Source organism: Brevundimonas vesicularis (genome assembly GCF_027105095.1).
Taxonomy (GTDB): Bacteria; Pseudomonadota; Alphaproteobacteria; order Caulobacterales; family Caulobacteraceae; genus Brevundimonas; species Brevundimonas vesicularis_E.
The window spans coordinates 2,913,676-2,932,084 of the sequence record NZ_CP114278.1; the positions used below are offsets into that span (position 1 = coordinate 2,913,676).

General features: G+C 67.3%; 22 protein-coding genes. 14 read left to right on the forward strand and 8 right to left on the reverse strand.

Going from position 1 to position 18,409, the window contains the following annotated elements; genetic code table 11:
- The first annotated feature begins 102 nt into the window (after positions 1–102).
- The 7 genes from O2K97_RS14450 to O2K97_RS14480 all read left to right on the forward strand — a co-directional run bounded on the left by O2K97_RS14450 (position 103) and on the right by O2K97_RS14480 (position 5,881).
- The gene (locus O2K97_RS14450; protein WP_269219803.1) at positions 103–1,674 is read left to right on the forward strand and encodes an ATP-binding protein; all 1,572 of its coding nucleotides are present in this window, start codon (positions 103–105) and stop codon (positions 1,672–1,674) included.
- A 54-nt stretch (positions 1,675–1,728) separates the two neighbouring features.
- Positions 1,729–1,986, forward strand: coding sequence for a type II toxin-antitoxin system ParD family antitoxin (locus O2K97_RS14455; RefSeq protein ID WP_269219804.1), 258 nt, complete (start codon positions 1,729–1,731; stop codon positions 1,984–1,986).
- A gap of 7 nt (positions 1,987–1,993) precedes the next feature.
- Positions 1,994–2,311: a type II toxin-antitoxin system RelE/ParE family toxin gene (locus O2K97_RS14460; RefSeq protein WP_269219805.1), complete on the forward strand. Its 318-nt coding sequence runs from the start codon at positions 1,994–1,996 to the stop codon at positions 2,309–2,311.
- Positions 2,308–3,057, forward strand: coding sequence for a DUF72 domain-containing protein (locus tag O2K97_RS14465; RefSeq protein ID WP_269219806.1), 750 nt, complete (start codon positions 2,308–2,310; stop codon positions 3,055–3,057). Before O2K97_RS14460 ends, O2K97_RS14465 begins: the two co-directional genes overlap by 4 nt.
- Before the next feature lie 75 nt (positions 3,058–3,132).
- The gene (locus O2K97_RS14470; protein ID WP_269219807.1) at positions 3,133–4,194 is read left to right on the forward strand and encodes an NAD(P)-dependent alcohol dehydrogenase; all 1,062 of its coding nucleotides are present in this window, start codon (positions 3,133–3,135) and stop codon (positions 4,192–4,194) included.
- A 144-nt stretch (positions 4,195–4,338) separates the two neighbouring features.
- On the forward strand, positions 4,339–5,064 hold the full coding sequence (gene phbB, locus O2K97_RS14475; RefSeq protein WP_066549787.1) for an acetoacetyl-CoA reductase: 726 nt from the start codon (positions 4,339–4,341) through the stop codon (positions 5,062–5,064).
- Between the two features lie 100 nt (positions 5,065–5,164).
- On the forward strand, positions 5,165–5,881 hold the full coding sequence (locus O2K97_RS14480) for a DUF4908 domain-containing protein (RefSeq protein ID WP_269221144.1): 717 nt from the start codon (positions 5,165–5,167) through the stop codon (positions 5,879–5,881).
- Positions 5,882–5,985: 104 nt separating this feature from the next.
- Here the strand turns inward: O2K97_RS14480 and gloB are convergent, their stop codons facing one another.
- A complete protein-coding gene (gene gloB, locus O2K97_RS14485; protein WP_269219808.1) occupies positions 5,986–6,708 on the reverse strand; it encodes a hydroxyacylglutathione hydrolase in 723 nt (240 codons plus the stop codon).
- Between the two features lie 46 nt (positions 6,709–6,754).
- On the opposite strand from gloB, the gene O2K97_RS14490 reads away from it, so the two are divergent.
- The 5 genes from O2K97_RS14490 (at position 6,755) to O2K97_RS14510 (ending at position 11,403) form a co-directional block, all read left to right on the forward strand.
- Positions 6,755–7,498, forward strand: coding sequence for a methyltransferase domain-containing protein (locus O2K97_RS14490; RefSeq protein WP_269219809.1), 744 nt, complete (start codon positions 6,755–6,757; stop codon positions 7,496–7,498).
- Between the two features lie 60 nt (positions 7,499–7,558).
- On the forward strand, positions 7,559–8,068 hold the full coding sequence (locus O2K97_RS14495; protein WP_269219810.1) for a SixA phosphatase family protein: 510 nt from the start codon (positions 7,559–7,561) through the stop codon (positions 8,066–8,068).
- Entirely contained in the window at positions 8,065–8,409 is a 345-nt protein-coding gene (locus tag O2K97_RS14500) for a DUF952 domain-containing protein (RefSeq protein ID WP_269219811.1), read from the forward strand. The genes O2K97_RS14495 and O2K97_RS14500 overlap by 4 nt, the downstream gene beginning before the upstream one ends.
- Entirely contained in the window at positions 8,406–9,452 is a 1,047-nt protein-coding gene (locus tag O2K97_RS14505) for a quinone-dependent dihydroorotate dehydrogenase (protein WP_269219812.1), read from the forward strand. Before O2K97_RS14500 ends, O2K97_RS14505 begins: the two co-directional genes overlap by 4 nt.
- A 70-nt stretch (positions 9,453–9,522) precedes the next feature.
- A complete protein-coding gene (locus O2K97_RS14510; protein ID WP_269219813.1) occupies positions 9,523–11,403 on the forward strand; it encodes an ATP-binding protein in 1,881 nt (626 codons plus the stop codon).
- Here O2K97_RS14510 and O2K97_RS14515 read toward each other — a convergent pair.
- Positions 11,379–11,807: a very short patch repair endonuclease gene (locus tag O2K97_RS14515; protein ID WP_269221145.1), complete on the reverse strand. Its 429-nt coding sequence runs from the start codon at positions 11,805–11,807 to the stop codon at positions 11,379–11,381. The genes O2K97_RS14510 and O2K97_RS14515 overlap by 25 nt on opposite strands.
- Positions 11,808–11,869: 62 nt before the next feature.
- Entirely contained in the window at positions 11,870–12,355 is a 486-nt protein-coding gene (locus O2K97_RS14520; RefSeq protein ID WP_269219814.1) for a peroxiredoxin, read from the reverse strand.
- 129 nt (positions 12,356–12,484) lie between these two features.
- Here O2K97_RS14520 and O2K97_RS14525 point away from each other — a divergent pair, with 129 nt between their 5' ends.
- Positions 12,485–13,054, forward strand: coding sequence for a YqgE/AlgH family protein (locus O2K97_RS14525; RefSeq protein ID WP_269219815.1), 570 nt, complete (start codon positions 12,485–12,487; stop codon positions 13,052–13,054).
- A 24-nt stretch (positions 13,055–13,078) separates the two neighbouring features.
- Here the strand turns inward: O2K97_RS14525 and O2K97_RS14530 are convergent, their stop codons facing one another.
- The 5 genes from O2K97_RS14530 to O2K97_RS14550 form a co-directional block, all read right to left on the reverse strand.
- Positions 13,079–13,915: an outer membrane protein gene (locus O2K97_RS14530; protein WP_269219816.1), complete on the reverse strand. Its 837-nt coding sequence runs from the start codon at positions 13,913–13,915 to the stop codon at positions 13,079–13,081.
- Positions 13,916–14,054: 139 nt separating this feature from the next.
- Positions 14,055–15,755: a bifunctional protein-serine/threonine kinase/phosphatase gene (locus tag O2K97_RS14535; RefSeq protein ID WP_269219817.1), complete on the reverse strand. Its 1,701-nt coding sequence runs from the start codon at positions 15,753–15,755 to the stop codon at positions 14,055–14,057.
- Positions 15,756–15,797: 42 nt separating this feature from the next.
- On the reverse strand, positions 15,798–16,580 hold the full coding sequence (locus O2K97_RS14540) for a sulfite exporter TauE/SafE family protein (protein ID WP_269219818.1): 783 nt from the start codon (positions 16,578–16,580) through the stop codon (positions 15,798–15,800).
- 4 nt (positions 16,581–16,584) lie between these two features.
- Positions 16,585–17,133 (reverse strand): rhodanese family protein, encoded by a 549-nt coding sequence (locus O2K97_RS14545; RefSeq protein WP_269219819.1) that lies wholly within the window; start codon positions 17,131–17,133, stop codon positions 16,585–16,587.
- Between the two features lie 5 nt (positions 17,134–17,138).
- Positions 17,139–17,471 (reverse strand): ArsR/SmtB family transcription factor, encoded by a 333-nt coding sequence (locus O2K97_RS14550; protein ID WP_269219820.1) that lies wholly within the window; start codon positions 17,469–17,471, stop codon positions 17,139–17,141.
- A 71-nt stretch (positions 17,472–17,542) separates the two neighbouring features.
- On the opposite strand from O2K97_RS14550, the gene O2K97_RS14555 reads away from it, so the two are divergent.
- Complete coding sequence (locus tag O2K97_RS14555; RefSeq protein ID WP_269219821.1) at positions 17,543–18,409, forward strand: MBL fold metallo-hydrolase; 867 nt, start codon at positions 17,543–17,545, stop codon at positions 18,407–18,409.

Sequence of the window (18,409 nt, forward strand, 5' to 3'; positions counted from 1 at the left end):
CTAACCGACACGGCGCACGACGCCATCGGCTCTTTTCGATCCTTTGCAAAGGCGAGCTTAACGGATGCGCCGTAACATGGGTCTCAGTTCGAGAGAGTGCCCATGACCTGTTCGTCCGTTGCGACCCTCGCCTTCCCAACAGCCGATGTCGATCTGGACACCTTCTTCGATGTGTCGCTGGATCTGCTGGTGGTGCGCGAACTGGATGGACGCGTGGTCAAGGCCAGCGCGTCCTGGTTCACCATGCTGGGCTATCGGCCCGACGAGATCGAGGGTCAGGGCCTGCTGCGCCTGATCCACCCGGACGACCACGCCGCCACCCGCCGGAGCATCGTCGAGGTCGAAAACCGACGGCCCGGCGATCCGGTTCTGGGCCAGATCAATCGCTATCGCCACAAGGCCGGTCATTACGTCGCCGTCGAATGGCGCGCCCATCGCCAGGGCAACCGCATCTATGGCATTGCGCGCGACGTGACTGAAAAGGTTGCGGCCGAACGGGCGCTGCGTGAGGCCACCGCCGCCGCCGAGGCCGCCAATGCCGCGAAGTCCGAATTCCTGGCCAATATGAGCCACGAGATCCGCACGCCCTTGAACGGCGTGATCGGGATCGTCGACGCCCTGTCGCGCACCGACCCGACGCCCGAGCAGGCCGAGATGGTCGCCCTGATCGCAAGCTCCGGCGTGACACTGGAGCGACTGGTGTCCGACATTCTGGACGTATCCAAGATCGAGGCGGGGCATCTCAATCTGGAAAGCCGACCCTTCGATCTCGACGAGGCCGTCTCCGCCCCGCTGGACGTCATGCGTTTGAAGGCCGAGGCCAAGGGACTGACTTTCGACATCCGCCGCGACGCCGATGCGCGCGGCATGTTCGTCGGCGACAGCACCCGCATCCGTCAGGTGCTCGACAACCTCCTATCCAACGCCATCAAGTTCACCCATCAGGGCGCGGTCGCCGTCGCCATTGCGGTGGACGAGGACTCCGACGGCCTGACCCAGCTGACGCTGCGGATCGAAGACACCGGCGTCGGCTTCTCTTCCGACCACGCGGCCCGTCTGTTCGACCGGTTCAGCCAAGCGGACAGCACCATCACGCGCCGTTTCGGCGGCACGGGCCTGGGCCTGTCGATCTGTCGTTCGCTGGTCGAGCTGATGGGCGGGCGGATTTCCGCCGCCTCCACGCCGGGCGTCGGCAGCCGGTTCACCGTCGAGATCCCCCTGACGCGCGCCGCATCCCTGACCGAACACGATGCCCAACGGCGCGCGCGCGCGGCCGAGGCCGACCGCGCCCTGGCGCCCCTGCGCGTGCTGCTGGCCGAGGATCACCCGGTCAATCAGCGCGTCGTTCAGTTGATCCTGGCGGCCCACGCCATGCAGGTCGTCACCGTCGCCGACGGCGAACAGGCCCTGGCCGCCTTCCAGTCCGAAACCTTCGACCTGATCCTGATGGACATGCAGATGCCGGGCATGGACGGCCTGACCGCCACCCGCGCCATTCGCCATGTCGAGGCCGCGCGCGCCGCTCAGGCCCGCACGCCGATCATCATGCTCAGCGCCAACGCCATGAGCGAGCACCGCGACCAGGCGCGCGACGCCGGCGCCGACCTGCACGTCCCCAAACCCATCACCGCCGCCAGCCTGCTGGCCGGCATCCAGGCGGCGACCGCGTCCTGATCCGACGTTGACAAAGTTTGCCAAGCGACCATTCTCGTTGAAAGGAGGCCGACCATGGCGACGATGAACATCTCCCTGCCCGATCCGATGAAGGCCTGGGTCGAGGAACAGGCGAAATCCGGGCGCTACGCCAACACGTCCGACGTGGTGCGCGATCTGATCCGCCGCGAGCAGGTCAAGGCCGAGAAGATCGCCCACTGGAACACTCTGATCGAAGAGGCCTACGCCTCCGGGATCAGCGAAATGACGTTCGAGGAGATTATCGGTGAGGCCCGCGCGGAAGCGCAGGCTCGGGCTTCTCGCGCAGCGTAGTGGCTACGTGAGCGCCAGATATTCCAATGCTGCGAAACGCGATCTGATTGCCATCTATCTTGATGGTGCGGCGAAGTTTGGATCGCGGCAAGCTGCAGCCTACACAACAGGTCTCGGCGCCACCGTCCGAATGATCAGCGACTACCCTCTTTCGTCTCGCCTCAGGACCGAGCTCGATCTGCCGGTCCGCGTGCGAACCTACAAAGCTCACGTCATTATCTACGTGATAGAAGAAGGTGGGGTGTTGGTGCTTCGGTTTCGTCACGGGCACGAAGATTGGCAGTCAGATCCACTCGGTGGTGACTTGGACAAGGATAAACCATGACCCACCCCATCTATGTCGGCATCGGCGGCTGGACGTTCGAACCGTGGCGCGGCGTCTTCTATCCGGAAGGATGGGTTCAGAAGCGCGAGCTTGAATATGCGGCGTCGAAACTGACCTCGATCGAGATCAACGGCACCTATTATTCGACCTTCAAGCCCGACAGCTGGAAGAAATGGCGCGACGAGACGCCGGACGGGTTCGTCTTTTCGGTCAAGGCCAGCCGCTATTGCACCAATCGCAAGGTGTTGTCCGAAGGCGCCGAAAGCTTCGACAAGTTCCTGAGCCAGGGGCTGACCGAACTGGGCGAAAAGCTGGGCCCGATCAACTGGCAGTTCATGGGTACGAAGAAGTTCGATGCCGAGGACTTCGAGGGCTTCCTGAAGCTGTTGCCCAAGGAGAAGGACGGGATGCGGCTGCGGCACGCGCTAGAGGTTCGCAACCCGACCTTCGCCACCGACCAGTTCTATGACCTGGCCCGCAAATACGGCGCGGCCATCGTCTATGCGGTCGATGACGAGGAGCCGACCTGGCCCCAGATCGACGAGGCGACCGCCGACTTCGGCTACGCCCGGCTGATGTCCAGCCGCGAGGATGAGGCGACCGGCATGACGGCGACCGAGCTGGATGCCGTGGCGGATCAAGCGAAAACCTGGGCCAAACGCGGCGAGGTCTTCGCCTATTTCATCTCGGGCGCGAAGGTTCGGAACCCGGCGGCGGCTCAGGCGCTGATCGCAAAGCTGAAATAGCGGTCCGCCGTCTCGCGGACCCGTGCCGCCGCCTTATCTAAAGCCGGCTCATCGCAAAGCCTGAAGGACTACCCCATGCCGATCGCCACACGCGCTTTCGCCGCGACCGCCGCCGACAAGCCGCTGACGCCCTACAGCTTCGACCGCCGCGATCCCGGCCCCGACGACGTGCTGATCGACATTAAATACTGCGGCGTCTGCCACTCGGACCTACACGCCGCGCGCAGCGAAAGCGGCCGTTCGACCTATCCGCTGGTGCCGGGTCATGAGATCGCGGGCGTGGTCAAGGCAGTTGGATCGAATGTCACCCGCTTCAAGGAAGGCGACCGCGTCGGCGTCGGCTGCATGGTCGACAGCTGCCGCGAATGCGCCTCCTGCCAGGAAGGCGTCGAACAATATTGCATCCCCGGATTCACCGGCACCTATGGCGGCAAGGACAAGAAGGGCGGCGCGTCGGAAACCATCACCCAAGGCGGCTATTCCGACCTCATCACCGTCGATCAGCATTTCGTCCTGTCCATCCCCGACAGCCTGGCGCTGGACGTCGCCGCCCCCCTGCTGTGCGCCGGCATCACCACCTATTCGCCGCTGAAGGAATGGGGCGTGGGACCCGGCTCCAAGGTCGCGGTCATCGGCCTGGGCGGCCTTGGCCACATGGCCGTCAAACTGGCGGCGGCCATGGGGGCGGAAGTCACCGTCCTGTCCACCTCGGACCGCAAGAAGGCCGACGCCGAGCGGATGGGCGCCAAACATTTCCTGATCAACTCCGACAAGGACGCGATGAAGGCGGCGGCCGAGAAGTTCGACCTGATTATCAATACCGTCTCGGCCACGCACGAGATCGCCAGCCATATCCAGTTGCTCGCCCGCGACGGCACCATGATCATGCTGGGCCTGACGACTGAGGGCCTGCCGGTCTTCGCCCTGCCCCTGCTGTGGCGTCGTCGCCGCATCGCCGGCTCGCTGATCGGCGGCATTCGCGAAACCCAGGAGATGCTGGACTTCTGCGCCGAGCACGGCATCGCCTGCGATATCGAGACGATCGCTCCGGATCAGATCAACGACGCCTACGAGCGGATGCTGAAATCCGACGTCCGCTATCGCTTCGTCATCGATATGGAAAAGCTGGCCGCCTGATCGCCGGAGCAAACATCATCCAAACGCGACGGAAGCATGAAACTTCCGTCGCGTCAGATTCTCGCCTTGCGCGCTAGCGCTCGCACGTTAATCCTGAACCGCGACAAGGCCTTCTGAAGGGTCTGCACAGGGACAGGAGACGATATGGCGCGCGTAGCTTTCGTGACGGGCGGGACCCGGGGCATCGGCAAGGCGATCGTTCAGCGGCTGCATGAGGACGGCTTCAAGGTCGCCGCCGGCTATTCCGGCAACGACGAGGCGGCCCGGGCCATCGCCGACGCCTTGGACGTTATGGTGGTCAAGGGCAATGTCGGCAGCTTCGACGACTGCGCCCGCGCGGTGAAGGAGGTCGAGGATCAGCTCGGCCCCATCGACATCTTGGTCAACAACGCCGGCATCACCCGCGACGGCTTCTTCCACAAGATGAGCCACGACCAGTGGTCTGACGTGATCCGTGTCAATATGGACAGCGTCTTCAACATGACGCGCCAGGTCATCAACGGCATGCGCGACCGGGGCCACGGGCGCATCGTCAATATTTCCTCTATCAATGGTCAGAAGGGTCAGATCGGCCAGACCAACTATTCCGCCGCCAAGGCCGGGATGATCGGCTTCACCAAGGCGCTGGCGCTGGAAAATGCGCGCAAGGGCGTGACCGTGAACTGCATCGCGCCCGGCTATATCGACACCGAAATGGTCGGCGCCATGGACCCCAAGGTGCTGGAAGGCATCATCAGCCACATCCCCGTCGGCCGCTTGGGCAAGGGCGAGGAGATCGCCGACATGGTGTCCTGGCTGGTGGGCGAGCGTGCCGGATATGTCACAGGCTGCACACTGTCGCTGAACGGCGGTCAGTACCTGGTGGGTTGACGCGGGCTTCGCCCAAAATCCGCCGCGCGCGGGTTTCATCAAGTCTGTCATGAAGTTGTTGGGATCGGTCAGGGCGAAAAAGTCGCCACGCGTGACCGCGATGGCGGTCGCCGCCATCGCGGTCATCGGCGTGGGCGTCGTCGCGCCTGTGGTCCTCCCGTCCGAAAGTCAGGCCCAGTCCCGCCGCACTGTGCCGCCGACCGCCCGCTATGTCAGCAGCAGCGGCCAGGGCTTCATCCTGGACACGTCCGGATCGCGGCCGCTGATGCGGCTGGAGCGGTCGACCGAGGTCTGGGTCTTGCGGCCGACGCCGGCGCCGCGCGGCGACATCATCTATCGCAACGACAATGGCGATCAGGTGCTGCGCGTCACGCCCGACGGCGCCGTGACCCTCTATACCACCGCGACCCCCCAAGGCTCGCCGGCTTCGCGCGTCGGTGAGGCGCAGGGCCTGGCCAGCGCAGCCATGACCGGCGCGCAGCTGGTCGACTATTTCATGCGCCAGAGCTACCGCGCCAGCCAGGCGATGGGCCGGCTCATCGTCATCGACGTGGACATTCAGCCCGGCTCTGAACAGGTCGCCGCCGACACCGTCTCGGCCGCCAGCGACGCCATCGTGCGCATGGCGCGGTCCTCCAACCTGCGCGCTCAGGTCGAGCGGGTGCGCCGCGTCGTCGTGTCCGATCAGGGGCGTCCGGGCGTCAGCCTGGTCCAGGGCACGCTGCGGATCGTCATTGACGCCGACGCCGGCATCGCCGGCCGCCCGTCGTCGGCCCGGATCGTGCGGGTCGTGGGCGGGGACGCCCTGAACCGCTAGGGCGGTACGCCTGATCGTCATTCCGGGGCCGAGCGCAGCGAGGAACCCGGAACCTAGGTGGCAATCTCCGTCGCCTGACCATGCTCAAGCAGACTGCGCGTCCCTTAGAAACTGTCCTTGGCCGCCCGGCGCGCGGCGAACTGATCCGCATCCGTCGCGGTCAGGAACGGATTGAACCGCCTCTCCACCCCCAGCGTCGTCGGCACGGTCGGTTCGCCCCGCGCGCGCGCCGCGAAGATCGCCTCGGCATGGGCGGCGGTCTCGGGCCGGTTATCCAGGCTCAGGGCGAAGCGCGCGTTCGAGGCCGTATATTCGTGCGCGCACCAGATCACGGTCTGGTCGGGCCAGGCCTTCAGCCGCTGCAGGCTCTCGAACATCTGCTCCGGCGCGCCCTCGAACGACCGGCCGCAGCCCAGGGCGAACAGGGTGTCGCCGGTAAAGGCCAGACCGTCCGCCGGCGCATGAAACACCACATGGCCCAGCGTATGGCCGGGCGTTTCAGTAACCTCGAACCGCGTCTCGCCCACCATCACCACATCGCCGTCAGCGACCACGCGGTCCAGCGGCGCGACCTTGCGCACCTCTTCCGGCCCGATGATCTCGCAAGCCCACTCGGCCTTCAGTCTCGCATTGCCCTCGGTGTGATCCGGGTGCCAGTGGGTGTTCAGGATTAGGTCCAGCCGGCCCCAGCCCAAGCCTTCCAGCTCCTCCAGAATGCGCGCCGCATCCGGGGTATCGACCGCCGCGACCACGCCCGTCGCCGCATCGCGGATCAGAAAGCCGTAGTTGTCGCTGCGGCAGGGAAACAGATGCACATCCAGGGTCATGCGCCCATCCTAGCAGCAGGGCCGCCGACAGGCCTATAGTGGGGCCATGCGGCGCAGCATCGACGAGCTTCGAACCTTCTACGGCGAGCCGACCGGGGCGCTGGCGCGACGGCTGGTGGCGCGACGGCTGGACGACGCCTGGGGCGAGGCGGCCGATTGCGACGTGCTGGGCGTCGGTTACGCCACGCCGTGGTTGGACGCCTTCGTCGGCGCCCGGCGCGTCGTCGCGGCCATGCCGGACGGGCAAGGCGTCGAGCATTGGCCGACCGTCGGGCGCAACCGCACCCTGCTGGTGGATGATCGCCGCCTGCCCTTCCCCGCCGGATCGTTCGATCGCATCCTGCTGGTCCATGCTCTGGAAGAGGCCGACGACCCCGCCGCCCTGCTGCTGGAAGCGGTGCGCGCGCTGTCGCCCACAGGGCGGATCATCCTGGCGGCGGCGGCGCGCGGCGGCCTGTGGGCGCGGGCGGACAACACCCCCTTTGGTCACGGCCGACCCTTCACCCGGCGCCAGTTGGAACGGCTGGTGCGCGACGTCGGGCTGGAGCCGATGGCCTGGTCCCAGACCCTGTATGTCCCGCCCTGGGGGCCGATGCTGCCGTTGGCCGAAGGGTTCGAACAGGTCGGGCGGCGGGTCTTTCCCGGAACCGCCGGGCTGATCCTGCTGGAGGCCTCGCGCCACAGCTACGCCCGCATCCGCCCCAGCGGCCATGCGCAGCGCGTCGCCGCCCCCGTCCTGGCGCCGCAACCCGCCGCCTCGGTCTCTTCGCGAGGCGAACATCGCGACTGACGGCGAGTTGACCGTCGCCCCATCTGGCGGGGCGGGCGAAACCGCCTTATGGCGAAGGCCATGCACCGACTGATCCTGATGCGGCACGCCCAGGCCGAAGCCTCCGCCCCCTCCAGCGGCGACGAAGCCCGACCCCTGTCCGTCGCCGGCCGCGCCGAGGCCCTGCTAATGGGGCGCGCCCTGGCCGAGCGGGGCCTTAAGCCGGACCTGGCCCTGGTGTCCACCGCCGTGCGCACCCGCCAGACCTGGGACCAGATGCACGATGCCTTCGGCGATGTGGAAGTCCGCGACGAGGACGCCCTCTACAACGCCCCCGCCGACACGATCCGCCGCTTCGTCGAGGCCAGCGAGGACGAGGCGGGCTGCCTGCTGATCCTGGCCCACAATCCGGGCGTTCACGTGCTGGCCGCCGAATATCTGATCGAAAGCGCCGCCTCGCCGGCGGTGGTGGACAAGCTGTCGGCCGGCTTCCCGACCGGCGCCGCCGCCCTGTTCAGCGTCGATGTCGCGGGGCGCTGCACCTACGAAGGCTTCCTGACGCCGCGGTCGCTGGACGCACCCTCGGCATGACAGACGTCGCCTACAAGATCGTCGACGCCGCCGAATGGCGAGCCGCCATCGCCGAGGGTCACTATGATGGCGCGCCGGTCGATCTGGCCGACGGCTACATCCACATGTCCACCCAGGCGCAACTGGCCGAGACCGCGCGACGGCACTTCGCCGGGCGCAGTGATCTGTTGCTGCTGACCGTCGATCTCAGCGGGTTTGGCGACGACCTGATCTGGGAGCCGTCGCGCGGCGGCGATCTGTTCCCGCATCTCTACGCCCCCCTGTCCGTCGCTGCTATCACGGCCTCGCGCGCCTTTTCCGTCACGGCCGATGGCGAGATGGCGTTCGAGGACAGCCGATGAGCCTGGCTGATGTGGGCGCCGCCCTGCTGCGTCGGCTCGATCCGGAGCAGGCGCACCAGCTGGCGATCAAGGGTCTGGCGCTAGCCCCGTTGCCGACGCCGCCTGCGGACGATCCGATCCTGAGAACACAGCTGGCCGGGCTGGACCTGTCCAATCCGGTCGGTCTGGCGGCGGGTCTGGACAAGAACGGCGAGGCCCTGCGCGGCCTGTCGCGCCTCGGCTTCGGCTTCGTCGAATGCGGCTCGGTCACACCCCGGCCCCAGCCCGGCAATCCCATGCCCCGCCTGTTCCGTCTCAGCGAGGACCGGGCCATCATCAACCGGATGGGGTTCAACAACGCCGGGCTCGACGCCTTCGCCGAGCGGCTGAACCAGCGCCCGACGGGCGTCGTCGTCGGCGCCAATCTGGGGGCCAATAAGGACACCGAGGACAAGGCGGCGGACTATGTCGCCGGCCTGCAACGCCTTGCCGGCCGCGCCTCTTATTTCACGGTCAACATCTCTTCGCCCAATACCCCGGGCCTGCGCGCGCTTCAGGGCCGCGAGCAGTTGGATGACCTTTTGGGCCGTATCGACGCCGCCCGTCCGGCTGTCGCGCCTGACCGCGTGCCGGTCTTTTTGAAGATCGCACCCGATCTGATCGACGACGAGATCGGCATGATCGTCGAGGCGTCTCTGGCCCACCGGATCGACGGGCTGATCGTGTCCAACACCACGCTGGAACGTCCCGAGACCCTGCGCTCGCCGGACGCCCACGAGACCGGCGGCCTCTCCGGCGCACCCATCCGTCCCTTCGCGGAAAAGGCCCTGCGCGCGGCGGCCGAGGCGGCGGCCGGCCGCCTGCCCCTGATCGCTGTCGGCGGCATCGACAGCGGCGCCGAGGCCTATGCCCGCATCCGCCTGGGCTCATCGGCGGTCCAAATCTATTCCGCCCTGATCTATGAAGGGCCCGGCCTGGTCGCCCGCATCAAGCGTGACCTGGCCGCCCGCCTGCGCGCTGACGGCTTTTCCACAGTGGCGGAGGCGATCGGGACCGGCCGTTGACGGAGCGTTAGTGTCGATCGGCCTAGGATGAACGATACGAGCGACCTGCGTTCGTCATTCGAGGGCCTGAATGAAATCGACCGCCGTCGATACCGCTGAAAGCAGCTGGACCGCCGCCGTTCGCCAACGCTCGAGCGCGGCGGTGCAACGGCTCGTGGCGTCGGCGGCTGTCGCCTTGATCGTGATTCCGATGATCGGGGTGCGCCTGACCGTCGGCTGGATCGTGCTGTATCTGGCGGTTCAGGCCATGGAGATGGTCGTCTATCGTCCGATCCTGAAAGGCCCCTATGAGCTTTCAGCCGGTCGCAAGCTTGCGACACTTGCCGTCGTCGCCGTCAATTCGGCCGTCTTCTCCTCCCTTTCCTTGCTCCTGTGGTGGATCGGCGGCGCATTCGGCGGCGTCTGTGCAGTCCTGTTGCTGACTTCGGTCATGCTGACGGCGATCGTGAACGCCACCCGGTGCCAGTCCGTGATGATTGCCGGCCTTGTGCCCCAGGTCGGCTTCCTTCTGGCGACCCCGTTCTTCGTCTATGCCCTCGGGGCATCGGGTCCGCTGGTCATGTCCGCCGCCGCGGCCGTGGTGCTGTTCACCTTCTACGTCGCCATCACCGGCCAGCGCATGATCGAGACCAGCGTCACCGTGGTTCGCGCCCATGCTTTGGCCGAGGACTCCCGCCTCCGGGCCGAGCGCAACCTGGCCGACCACACGACCTTCCTGGCCGCCATCGGCCATGACCTGCGCACGCCCATCGGCGCGATCCTGGCCGGCGCCGCCGAACTGCGCGCGCCCGACGCCCAGTCGCGCGCCAGCGCCAATCTGATCACTGACGCCGGCCTGATGATGAAGGCTCTGCTGGACGACCTGCTGGACCACACCCGGATCGGCGCCGGACGGATGACGGTCGAGGCCAAGGATTTCGACCTGCGGCAAATGTTGGCACAGACGCTGATGCTGTGGCGCGGCGTCGCCGACGCCAAGGGGCTGAAGCTGCGTGTCGAAGGCGCGTCGGCCATGCCGCGCCACGTCAAGGGCGACGTGATGCGCATCCGTCAGGTGCTGAACAACCTGATGTCCAACGCGATGAAATTCACGGAAGAAGGCCAGATCACCCTGCGCGTCCAGGCGTGGCCCGAAGAGCCGTCAGGCTACGCCCTGCTGTTCGAGATCGCCGACACCGGTTCGGGCATGACCGCGGATCAGTTGGCGCGCTTGTTCACGCCCTTCGACCAGACCGCCGAAGGCGTCACGGCCCGCTATGGCGGCTCGGGCCTGGGCCTAGCGATCAGCCGCAATCTGATCGACCTGATGGGGGGCCGGCTGACGGTCCGCAGCACGCCGGGACAGGGCTCGCGCTTCACCGTCTCCCTGATCCTGCCACGCGGAGACGAGGCGGTTCAGATCGTCGATGCTGTGGATGAAAGCCGTCTGGACATCGCCCGCTCGCTGGCGCCCTCCGTCGCGCCCACGCCCCAGCCCTCGCCCGTCGCCGCAGCGCCTGAGGCCGAACCGGTCGTCGCGACGCCTGCGGTCGCCGAGGATGCTGAAGACCAGCCGCTGCGCCTGCTGGTCGTGGACGATCACGACATCAACCGCCGCGCGGTGCAGCTGATCCTTCAGCCGCTGGGCTGCGAGATCACGACCGCCGCCGACGGCATGATCGCGCTGGAACGCTGTCAGGAGGCGGTGTTCGACGTCATCTTCATGGATGTGCGGATGCCCGAGCTGGACGGGCGCGAGACGACGCGTCGCCTGCGCGCCGGCGGCGGACCCAACGCCGCCACCCCGGTCGTCGCCGTCACCGCCGACACCGCGCCCGAAGACGTCGCGGCCTGCCAGGCGGCCGGCATGGCTTATTTCGTCTCCAAGCCCCTGACGCCGCCCGCCCTGATCGGCGCCCTGCAGCACGTGCTGGACGACACCGCCGCTCAGGCCGCGACCGAGGCCGCCTGACCCAGGACCGTCGCGATCAGGCCCGCGGCGAAATCGGCCTGTCGCATCTCGCATTCCCAGACCACGACCACGCGCCAGGCTGACGCCTCCAGCGCCTGCACGGCTGCGGCGTCGCGCGCGCGGTTTCGCTCGATCTTGGCGATCCAGTAATCGGCGTTGGTCTTGGGCTGACGCGCGCCGCGCGGGCAATCATGGCCGTGCCAGAAGCAGCCGTGGACGAACAGGGCGACCTTGCGGCCCTTCATCACCACATCCGGGCGGCCCGACAGACCCATGCCGCCCAGCCGATAGCCGATCCCGGCCGCACGCAGGATCCTGCGCACGGCCAGTTCCGGCGACGTATCCCGCCCCTTCACGCGACGCATCACGGCGCTGCGCTTCTCGGGGCTGAACACATCCGTCATCATTTGTCGACCCAGGCTATCGCTTCGCTACTTGAGCCTGGATCGACGGACTTCAAACCAGATTAAAGCTGCGCCAGCAGATGCTCGGCGGACGACACTTTGAACTCGCCGCCCTGCTCGATGTTCAGCTGCTCGACCACGCCGTCCTTGACCAGCATCGAATAGCGCTGCGAACGCTCTCCCAGACCGAAGCCCGAACCGTCCAGCACCAGACCCAAGGCGCGGGTCAGTTCGCCGTTGCCGTCGGCCAGCATGACGATGCTGTCGTCGGTGATGCCCTGGCTTTCAGCCCAGGCCTTCATGACGAAGGCGTCGTTGACCGAGATGCAGGCAACCGTATCGACGCCCTTGCCCTGGATGTCGGCCAGGTGATCCTTGAAGCCCGGCAAGTGGCGCGCCGAGCAGGTGGGGGTGAAGGCGCCGGGCACGGCGAACAGGGCCACGGTCTTGCCGGCGAAGATGTCGTCGGTGCTGACGGGCTTGGGGCCCTCGGCGGTCGCTTGGGCGAGGGTTGCGTTCGGGATGCGATCGCCGATCTGAATGGTCATGTCTGTCTCGCTGAGGTTTAAGGCCGGCGCGTTTGAACGGCCGTGTGCGACACATAGACACCACGGGCGACACCGCAAGCGCCGGTTCGGCTTGCTTGCGCCGCTTTCCGGACGGATGATGCCAGGATCATGAGCCAAGCCTCCACCCTGACCGGCCGACTGCTGGTCGCCATGCCCGGGATCGACGACGCCCGGTTCGAACACGCCGTCATCCTGATCTGCGCCCACGGGCCGGATCACGCCATGGGCCTGCGGCTGGATCGACCGGCGCCGGGGGTGGATCTCAAGACGGTTCTGGACAAGCTGGACGCGCCGGCGCCCGATCAATCCATCGGCCGCGCGGTCCTGATGGGCGGGCCGGTCGAGCGCGAACGCGGCTTTGTGCTGCACACCGACGACTGGACGGTCGGCGACGACACCCTGGCCTTCGGCGACGGTCTGGCGATGACCGGCACGCGCGAGGCGCTGGCCGCCATGACCGACGAAGTCGCCGGTCCGAGCCGCTCGGCCCTTCTGCTGGGCTACGCCGGCTGGGGCGAGGGGCAGTTGGAGGAGGAGCTGGCCGACAACGTCTGGCTGACCGCCGACGCCGATCTGGACCTGATTTTCGACGGCGAACACACGTCGAAATGGACGCGCGCCCTCGCCCAGTTGGGCGTGGACGCGGCCATGCTGTCGAGCCAGGGCGGCCGGGCCTGAGGCCCAGACCGCCCATCTTGAGGCTTAGAAGCGGTAGTTCATACCGATGCGGACCATGTGGGTTCCGAAGCGACCGTTGCTGCGGATCATGTCGGTGCCGGTGGTGTTCGGGGCCGAGATGAAGGGGTTCGTCGCCGGGGTCGTGCCGGTGTTGCCAACGCGGATCACCGGGCTGTCGACGTCCAGCGAGGTGTAGAGATATTCGCCGCTGACCGTCAGGCCGCGACCCAGGGCGTATTCCACGCCACCGCCGGCCTGCCAGCCGTCGCCGTCATCGCCTTCGCTGGTTTCGGTGAAGCTGTTGGCTTGGTTCGACGTGCGGAACTTGTTCTCGAACTTGCCATAGGCGTAACCGCCGGTGCCGTAGATCAGCGCCGGGCCATAGGCATAGCCCAACTTCAGACGAGCCGCCGCCGTACTCTCCAGCTCGCGCGTGAAGGTGTAAAAGGCAGGGGTGGTCGAAAAGCCGGTCACCGAATCCTGGACATTGTTGACGCTGTATTCCGCCAGGGCGCCGACGACGAAGTTGCCGAACTGCATGTCGTAACCGGCGCGGACGCCGGCTTCGACGCCGTCGTTATCGTCACGGCAGCCTGTGCCGGGGGCGGTGCTGGTCGCCATGCCGCCGCAGAAGCCGGGGCTGAAGGCGTTGGCGCCGGTTCCCGTCGAGACCTGATCGCCGTAACGGCCGTCCAGATTGCGGTCGAAGCCGAGGTTCTCGTTCTCGTCGTCGTTCGCCTGGTTATAGCCGCCGAAGATGCCGACGTAGGGGCCGGACCAGTCGGGAGCGACGGACTGGGCCAGGGCGGGGGTGGAAACCATGGCCAGGGCCAGGGCGCTGGAGGCGAGGGTCTTGATCATTTGGGGAGGCTTTCGTGCCGAAAATGCGGGCGCGACATCCCCGCTCGCCGTCACAAAAGCCGAGAGCGGCCACAGGTTCCTTGGCCGACCCATCGCTAAATGTCGCACATCCAATAGCTTAGGTTGTGCGTAGGGGGAGCTAACGCGTCGCCATGGACACCAGAAACGCGATCAACAAAATCAGGCTGACCCCCTGCCAGAACCGCACCGGATCGCGCTCGATCAAGGACAGCTGACGCGGCGGCGGCGCGGCGACGGCGCTGCCGGTCTCCAGCACATGGATCAGTTCCTCCACATCCTCGAACCGCTCGTTCGGATCGACGGCGACGGCGCGCATGATGGCCGCCTCCAGCCAGGCGGGCATATCCGGCCTGTGTCGCGTCGGCGGTGCGGGCGCCCGGTCGAAGCGCGGCGCATCGGCCGGATCCACCTCTCCCCACGGATAGGTTCGGGTGAACAGGCGATACAGGGTCACCCCCAGGGCGAACTGATCCGTGGCGGCGTCGCCGCTCTCGCCCGCATACATTTCCGGCGCCTTATAGCCTGCGGTGCCGGGTGCCTCGGCCTCGGCGAACTCCTCGGCCAGCCGCAGACGTGCGACGCCCAGATCGACCAGTTTCAGCCCGCCCTGTGGCTCCAGGATCACATTGTCCGGCTTGATGTCGCGGTGCGTCACCCCCGCCCGGTGCAAGGCCGAAACCGCGCGCGACAGCCGCAGCGCGACGCCGATCCCTTCGGCGATCTCGAACGGCCCCTCCTGCGCCAACCGCGCATGCAGGGTCTGTCCGGCATGGAAGGGCTGGGCGATATAGAGGCGGCTCTGGCGACCGGTGTCCAGGCTCAGCACCTTGCCGACGAAGGGGCTGTCGATGCGCCGCCCGATGAAGGCTTCGCGGAGAAAGGCGGTGCGGGCGCCGCGTTCGGACACCACGGCGGGCTTGGGAAACTTCAGCACCACCATGCCCGCGTCCCCGAGCGTATCTTTCGCCAGGAACAGAGTCGTATAGCGCCCGTCCGCCACGACCCGCTGAAGCGCGAACCCGTCGACGTTGTCGCCGACGGCCGGCGGCGGCAGGATGGCGAGGCCTTCCGCCTCGGCCGTGATCGCCTCCCAGTCAGGCGCGCCGGTGCGGACCACGTCGATGACGATGGCGGTGGCGTTGTCGCGCGGACCCACCGCCTCGACCTCGGCCAGGATCGCCTTGGCGTCCGCGTCGGGCGAACTGCGTCGGCCCAACAGGCTCGCGATCGCCGCATCGGCCAGCACCCCATGCACCCCGTCTGTGGTCAGCAGCAGACGGTCGTGCGGCTCCAGCCGCACTTGCCGGACGTCCAGCTTCACATCCGCCTCGATGCCGACGGCGCGGTACAGCACATGGCTCAGCCCCTGCTGGGCCCGCGTGTGATCTTCCGTCAGCCGCGTCAGCACCCCGTCGCGGAAATGCCATGCCCGGCTGTCCCCCACATGAAGCGCCGTCGCCTCGCGCCCGCGCAGGATCAGGGCCGTAAAGGTTGTCGCCGCCCCCTCCATCGCCGCATCAATCCGTCCGCGCGAATGGAGCCAGCGGTTGAAGCCCCGCAGCGCCTTGATGCCGTTGGCCGCGATGCCGTTCAGCGGGTTCTGATCCAGATAGCCGTCGATGAAGCTGCGCGTCGTCAGCTCCGCCGCCACTCGCCCGGCCTTTGACCCCGACACCCCGTCGGCGATCACCGCCACGACCCCATGCTCGCGCTGCTCGGCCGCCGTGCCGATGTGGACGCCGCCGAAATCCTGATTATCCGCCTTGGGCCCCTGCAAGGTGGCAAAGCCGGCGGCGATCTCCAGTCTGGCGTCGGTCATGGGCGGAACTGTCGTCGAAAGACGGCCCGCTGAACAGAGGTCTCAAACCGCCAGGATCGCTCGCACCGCGACATAGGCGGCGACCACCAGGATCAGGCCTGCGAACAGGATGCGCCCAAGCCGGGCGTTCGACCCCAGCCGTCGCGCCAGCGGCAGGCCTGCCGCCGTCCCGGCGACCCCGCCGACCGCCATGGCGGCGACCAGGCCCGGATCGACCCAGCCCGACAGCGCATAGTTGCCCGCCGTCGTCGCCCCGAACGCGGCGACGCTGAGCAAAGACGTCGCCTGGGCGGTCGCCAGGCTCATGCCCGTCGACGCCATCAGGCCGGGCACGATCAGAAAGCCGCCGCCGATGCCGAAGAAGCCTGCGGCCGAGCCGACGCCGGCGCCCGCCATGCCGACCTTTGGCGACATCGACCAGTTCAGCCGGGGCTCGACCCGCGCGACCGCCGCCTTGGGGCGCAGCATCGATACGCCCACGGCCGCCATGGCGACGGCGAAGATCAACAGCAGCTGATGGCCGTCGATCCTCTTGGCCAGGGACGATCCGAACCAGGCCCCGGCCGCCCCGGTGATGGCGAACAGGGTCGCGCAGGGCCAGCGCACCCGCCCTGCCCTGGCGTGACCGGCCAAAGCCGTCAGGGCGTTCAGCGCTACGCCCGCCGCCGACACGCCGATGGCGACATGGGGATCGGCGACGCCGACGACATACAGCAGCAGCGGCACGGCCAGAACTGACCCGCCGCCGCCAAACAGGGTCAGCAGCAGGGCGACGACGCCGCCGCTGAAGGCGGTCAGGACCAGCGGGGTCAGTTCGGTCGTCACCGGATCACGCCGCTGTCGTCACGGGCCGGGTCGCGGCTCTGTTCCAGGGCATCACCGCCAACAGCCGCGCCATGCCGCAGAAGCCCGTCGCGCCCGCGAAGAACAGGCCCGCGCCGACGAAGGCCGAAAGACCCCAGAAGGCCGGATGCACCAACGTCCCCAACGCCGCACCGATCAGGATCAGGCCGCCCGCGACCATCTGCACCTGACGCATCAGTTCGATCGGCTTTGAACGATCGGCATGGGTGGCCAGGCCCTGCGCCTTCCAAGCGTCCAGCCCGCCTTCCAGAACAAAGGCTTGGCCCGTCGTCTTGGCCGCCAGACGGTCGCAGTTGACGCCCGTCCGATTGCCGGTCCGGCAGGTGAAGATGACGTCGCGCCCGTCGGCGCCCGCCGGCGTGTAGGCGTCAAAGGCCGACAGCGGCGCATGGACGGCGCCGACGACATGTTCTCTGGCGAACTCATCCGGCTCGCGAATGTCGACCAGCACGGCCGTGTTTTGCTTCAGCCGACGCGAAACCTCGGCGGGCGACAGGGGGGTCAGGACGCTCATGGGGATCATGCCTCTTCGGAAGAAACAGGGGGACAGTAGATTTCGGCCAGCACGGCGATGACCTTCAAGACGGCCGGATCGGCGATGCGGTAGAAGATGGTCGTGCCGTCGCGCCGCGTGCTCACCAGCGCCTCGTCGCGCAGCTTGGCCAGGTGCTGGGACAGGGCCGATTGCGACAGCCCGACTTGAGGCAGCAACTGGCCGACGGACATCTCGCCCTCGCCCAGCTGACACAGGATCATCAGCCGCTTCTCGTTGGACAGGGCGCGCAGCAACGCCGCCGCCTCGCCTGCGCTGGCCTGGAATCGCTCAAGTCCGATGGTCTGAAAGTCGATCATGGAGCGCAATATATGCGCACTTGCTAAATAATCAATACCTAATATATTGGACTGCGAAAGGAGCTTCCTCCATGGTCCAATCCCCCGACGTCCGCGGCTTTTTCGATAGCGCGACCCATACCGTCACCTATGTGGTCAGCGACCCGGCGACCGGTCAGGCCGCGATCATCGACCCCGTTCTGGACTTCGACGCCCCCTCGGCCCGCACGTCGACGCGATCGATCGACGCCGTCATGGCGGCGCTGCGGTCGCAGGGCCTGACCTTGGCCCTGGTGCTCGAAACCCACGCCCATGCCGACCACCTGACGGCGGCGGCGCACCTTCGCGCGGCGACGGGCGTGTCGATCGGCATCGGCGGACGGATCACCCAGGTTCAGTCGGCCTTCGGTCCTCTCTTCGGCGCCGACGACGTGCGCCCGGACGGCGCCGCGTTCGATCATCTGTACGCCGACGGCGACGCCTTTGCGCTGGGCGATCTGAGGGTCGAGGTGATCCACACGCCCGGCCACACCCCCGCCTGCGTCAGCTACCAGATCGGCGATGCGGTCTTCACCGGCGACACCCTGTTCATGCCCGACTACGGCACGGCGCGAACGGACTTTCCGGGCGGCGATGCCCGGACCCTGTATCGCTCGATCCAGCGCCTGCTGACCCTGCCCGACGAGACCCGCATCTTCGTCGGCCACGACTATCTGCCCCAGGGCCGCAGCGACTACCGTTTCGAGACGACCGTGGCCGAACAGCGCGGGCAGAACATCCACATCGGCGGCGGCGTATCGGAAGACGCCTTCGTCGCCATGCGACAGGCCCGCGACGCCACGCTGGGCGCGCCGCAGCTGATCCTGCCCTCGCTTCAGGTCAACATCCGCGCCGGCGACCTGCCCCCGCAGGAAACCAACGGCCAGCGCTACCTGCGCCTGCCCCTAAACGCGATCTGA

Coding starts and splice junctions, on each gene's coding strand:
- O2K97_RS14520 (WP_269219814.1), bottom strand. CDS start 12,355: ATGACCATTCAGATCGGCGATCGCATCCCGAACGCAACCCTCGCCCAA.
- O2K97_RS14555 (WP_269219821.1), top strand. CDS start 17,543: ATGGTCCAATCCCCCGACGTCCGCGGCTTTTTCGATAGCGCGACCCAT.
- O2K97_RS14505 (WP_269219812.1), top strand. CDS start 8,406: ATGAGCCTGGCTGATGTGGGCGCCGCCCTGCTGCGTCGGCTCGATCCG.
- O2K97_RS14480 (WP_269221144.1), top strand. CDS start 5,165: ATGGCGGTCGCCGCCATCGCGGTCATCGGCGTGGGCGTCGTCGCGCCT.
- gloB (WP_269219808.1), bottom strand. CDS start 6,708: ATGACCCTGGATGTGCATCTGTTTCCCTGCCGCAGCGACAACTACGGC.
- O2K97_RS14525 (WP_269219815.1), top strand. CDS start 12,485: ATGAGCCAAGCCTCCACCCTGACCGGCCGACTGCTGGTCGCCATGCCC.
- O2K97_RS14550 (WP_269219820.1), bottom strand. CDS start 17,471: ATGATCGACTTTCAGACCATCGGACTTGAGCGATTCCAGGCCAGCGCA.
- O2K97_RS14470 (WP_269219807.1), top strand. CDS start 3,133: ATGCCGATCGCCACACGCGCTTTCGCCGCGACCGCCGCCGACAAGCCG.
- O2K97_RS14530 (WP_269219816.1), bottom strand. CDS start 13,915: ATGATCAAGACCCTCGCCTCCAGCGCCCTGGCCCTGGCCATGGTTTCC.
- O2K97_RS14465 (WP_269219806.1), top strand. CDS start 2,308: ATGACCCACCCCATCTATGTCGGCATCGGCGGCTGGACGTTCGAACCG.
- O2K97_RS14455 (WP_269219804.1), top strand. CDS start 1,729: ATGGCGACGATGAACATCTCCCTGCCCGATCCGATGAAGGCCTGGGTC.
- O2K97_RS14515 (WP_269221145.1), bottom strand. CDS start 11,807: ATGACGGATGTGTTCAGCCCCGAGAAGCGCAGCGCCGTGATGCGTCGC.
- O2K97_RS14535 (WP_269219817.1), bottom strand. CDS start 15,755: ATGACCGACGCCAGACTGGAGATCGCCGCCGGCTTTGCCACCTTGCAG.
- O2K97_RS14545 (WP_269219819.1), bottom strand. CDS start 17,133: ATGAGCGTCCTGACCCCCCTGTCGCCCGCCGAGGTTTCGCGTCGGCTG.
- phbB (WP_066549787.1), top strand. CDS start 4,339: ATGGCGCGCGTAGCTTTCGTGACGGGCGGGACCCGGGGCATCGGCAAG.
- O2K97_RS14495 (WP_269219810.1), top strand. CDS start 7,559: ATGCACCGACTGATCCTGATGCGGCACGCCCAGGCCGAAGCCTCCGCC.
- O2K97_RS14450 (WP_269219803.1), top strand. CDS start 103: ATGACCTGTTCGTCCGTTGCGACCCTCGCCTTCCCAACAGCCGATGTC.
- O2K97_RS14490 (WP_269219809.1), top strand. CDS start 6,755: ATGCGGCGCAGCATCGACGAGCTTCGAACCTTCTACGGCGAGCCGACC.
- O2K97_RS14500 (WP_269219811.1), top strand. CDS start 8,065: ATGACAGACGTCGCCTACAAGATCGTCGACGCCGCCGAATGGCGAGCC.
- O2K97_RS14510 (WP_269219813.1), top strand. CDS start 9,523: ATGAAATCGACCGCCGTCGATACCGCTGAAAGCAGCTGGACCGCCGCC.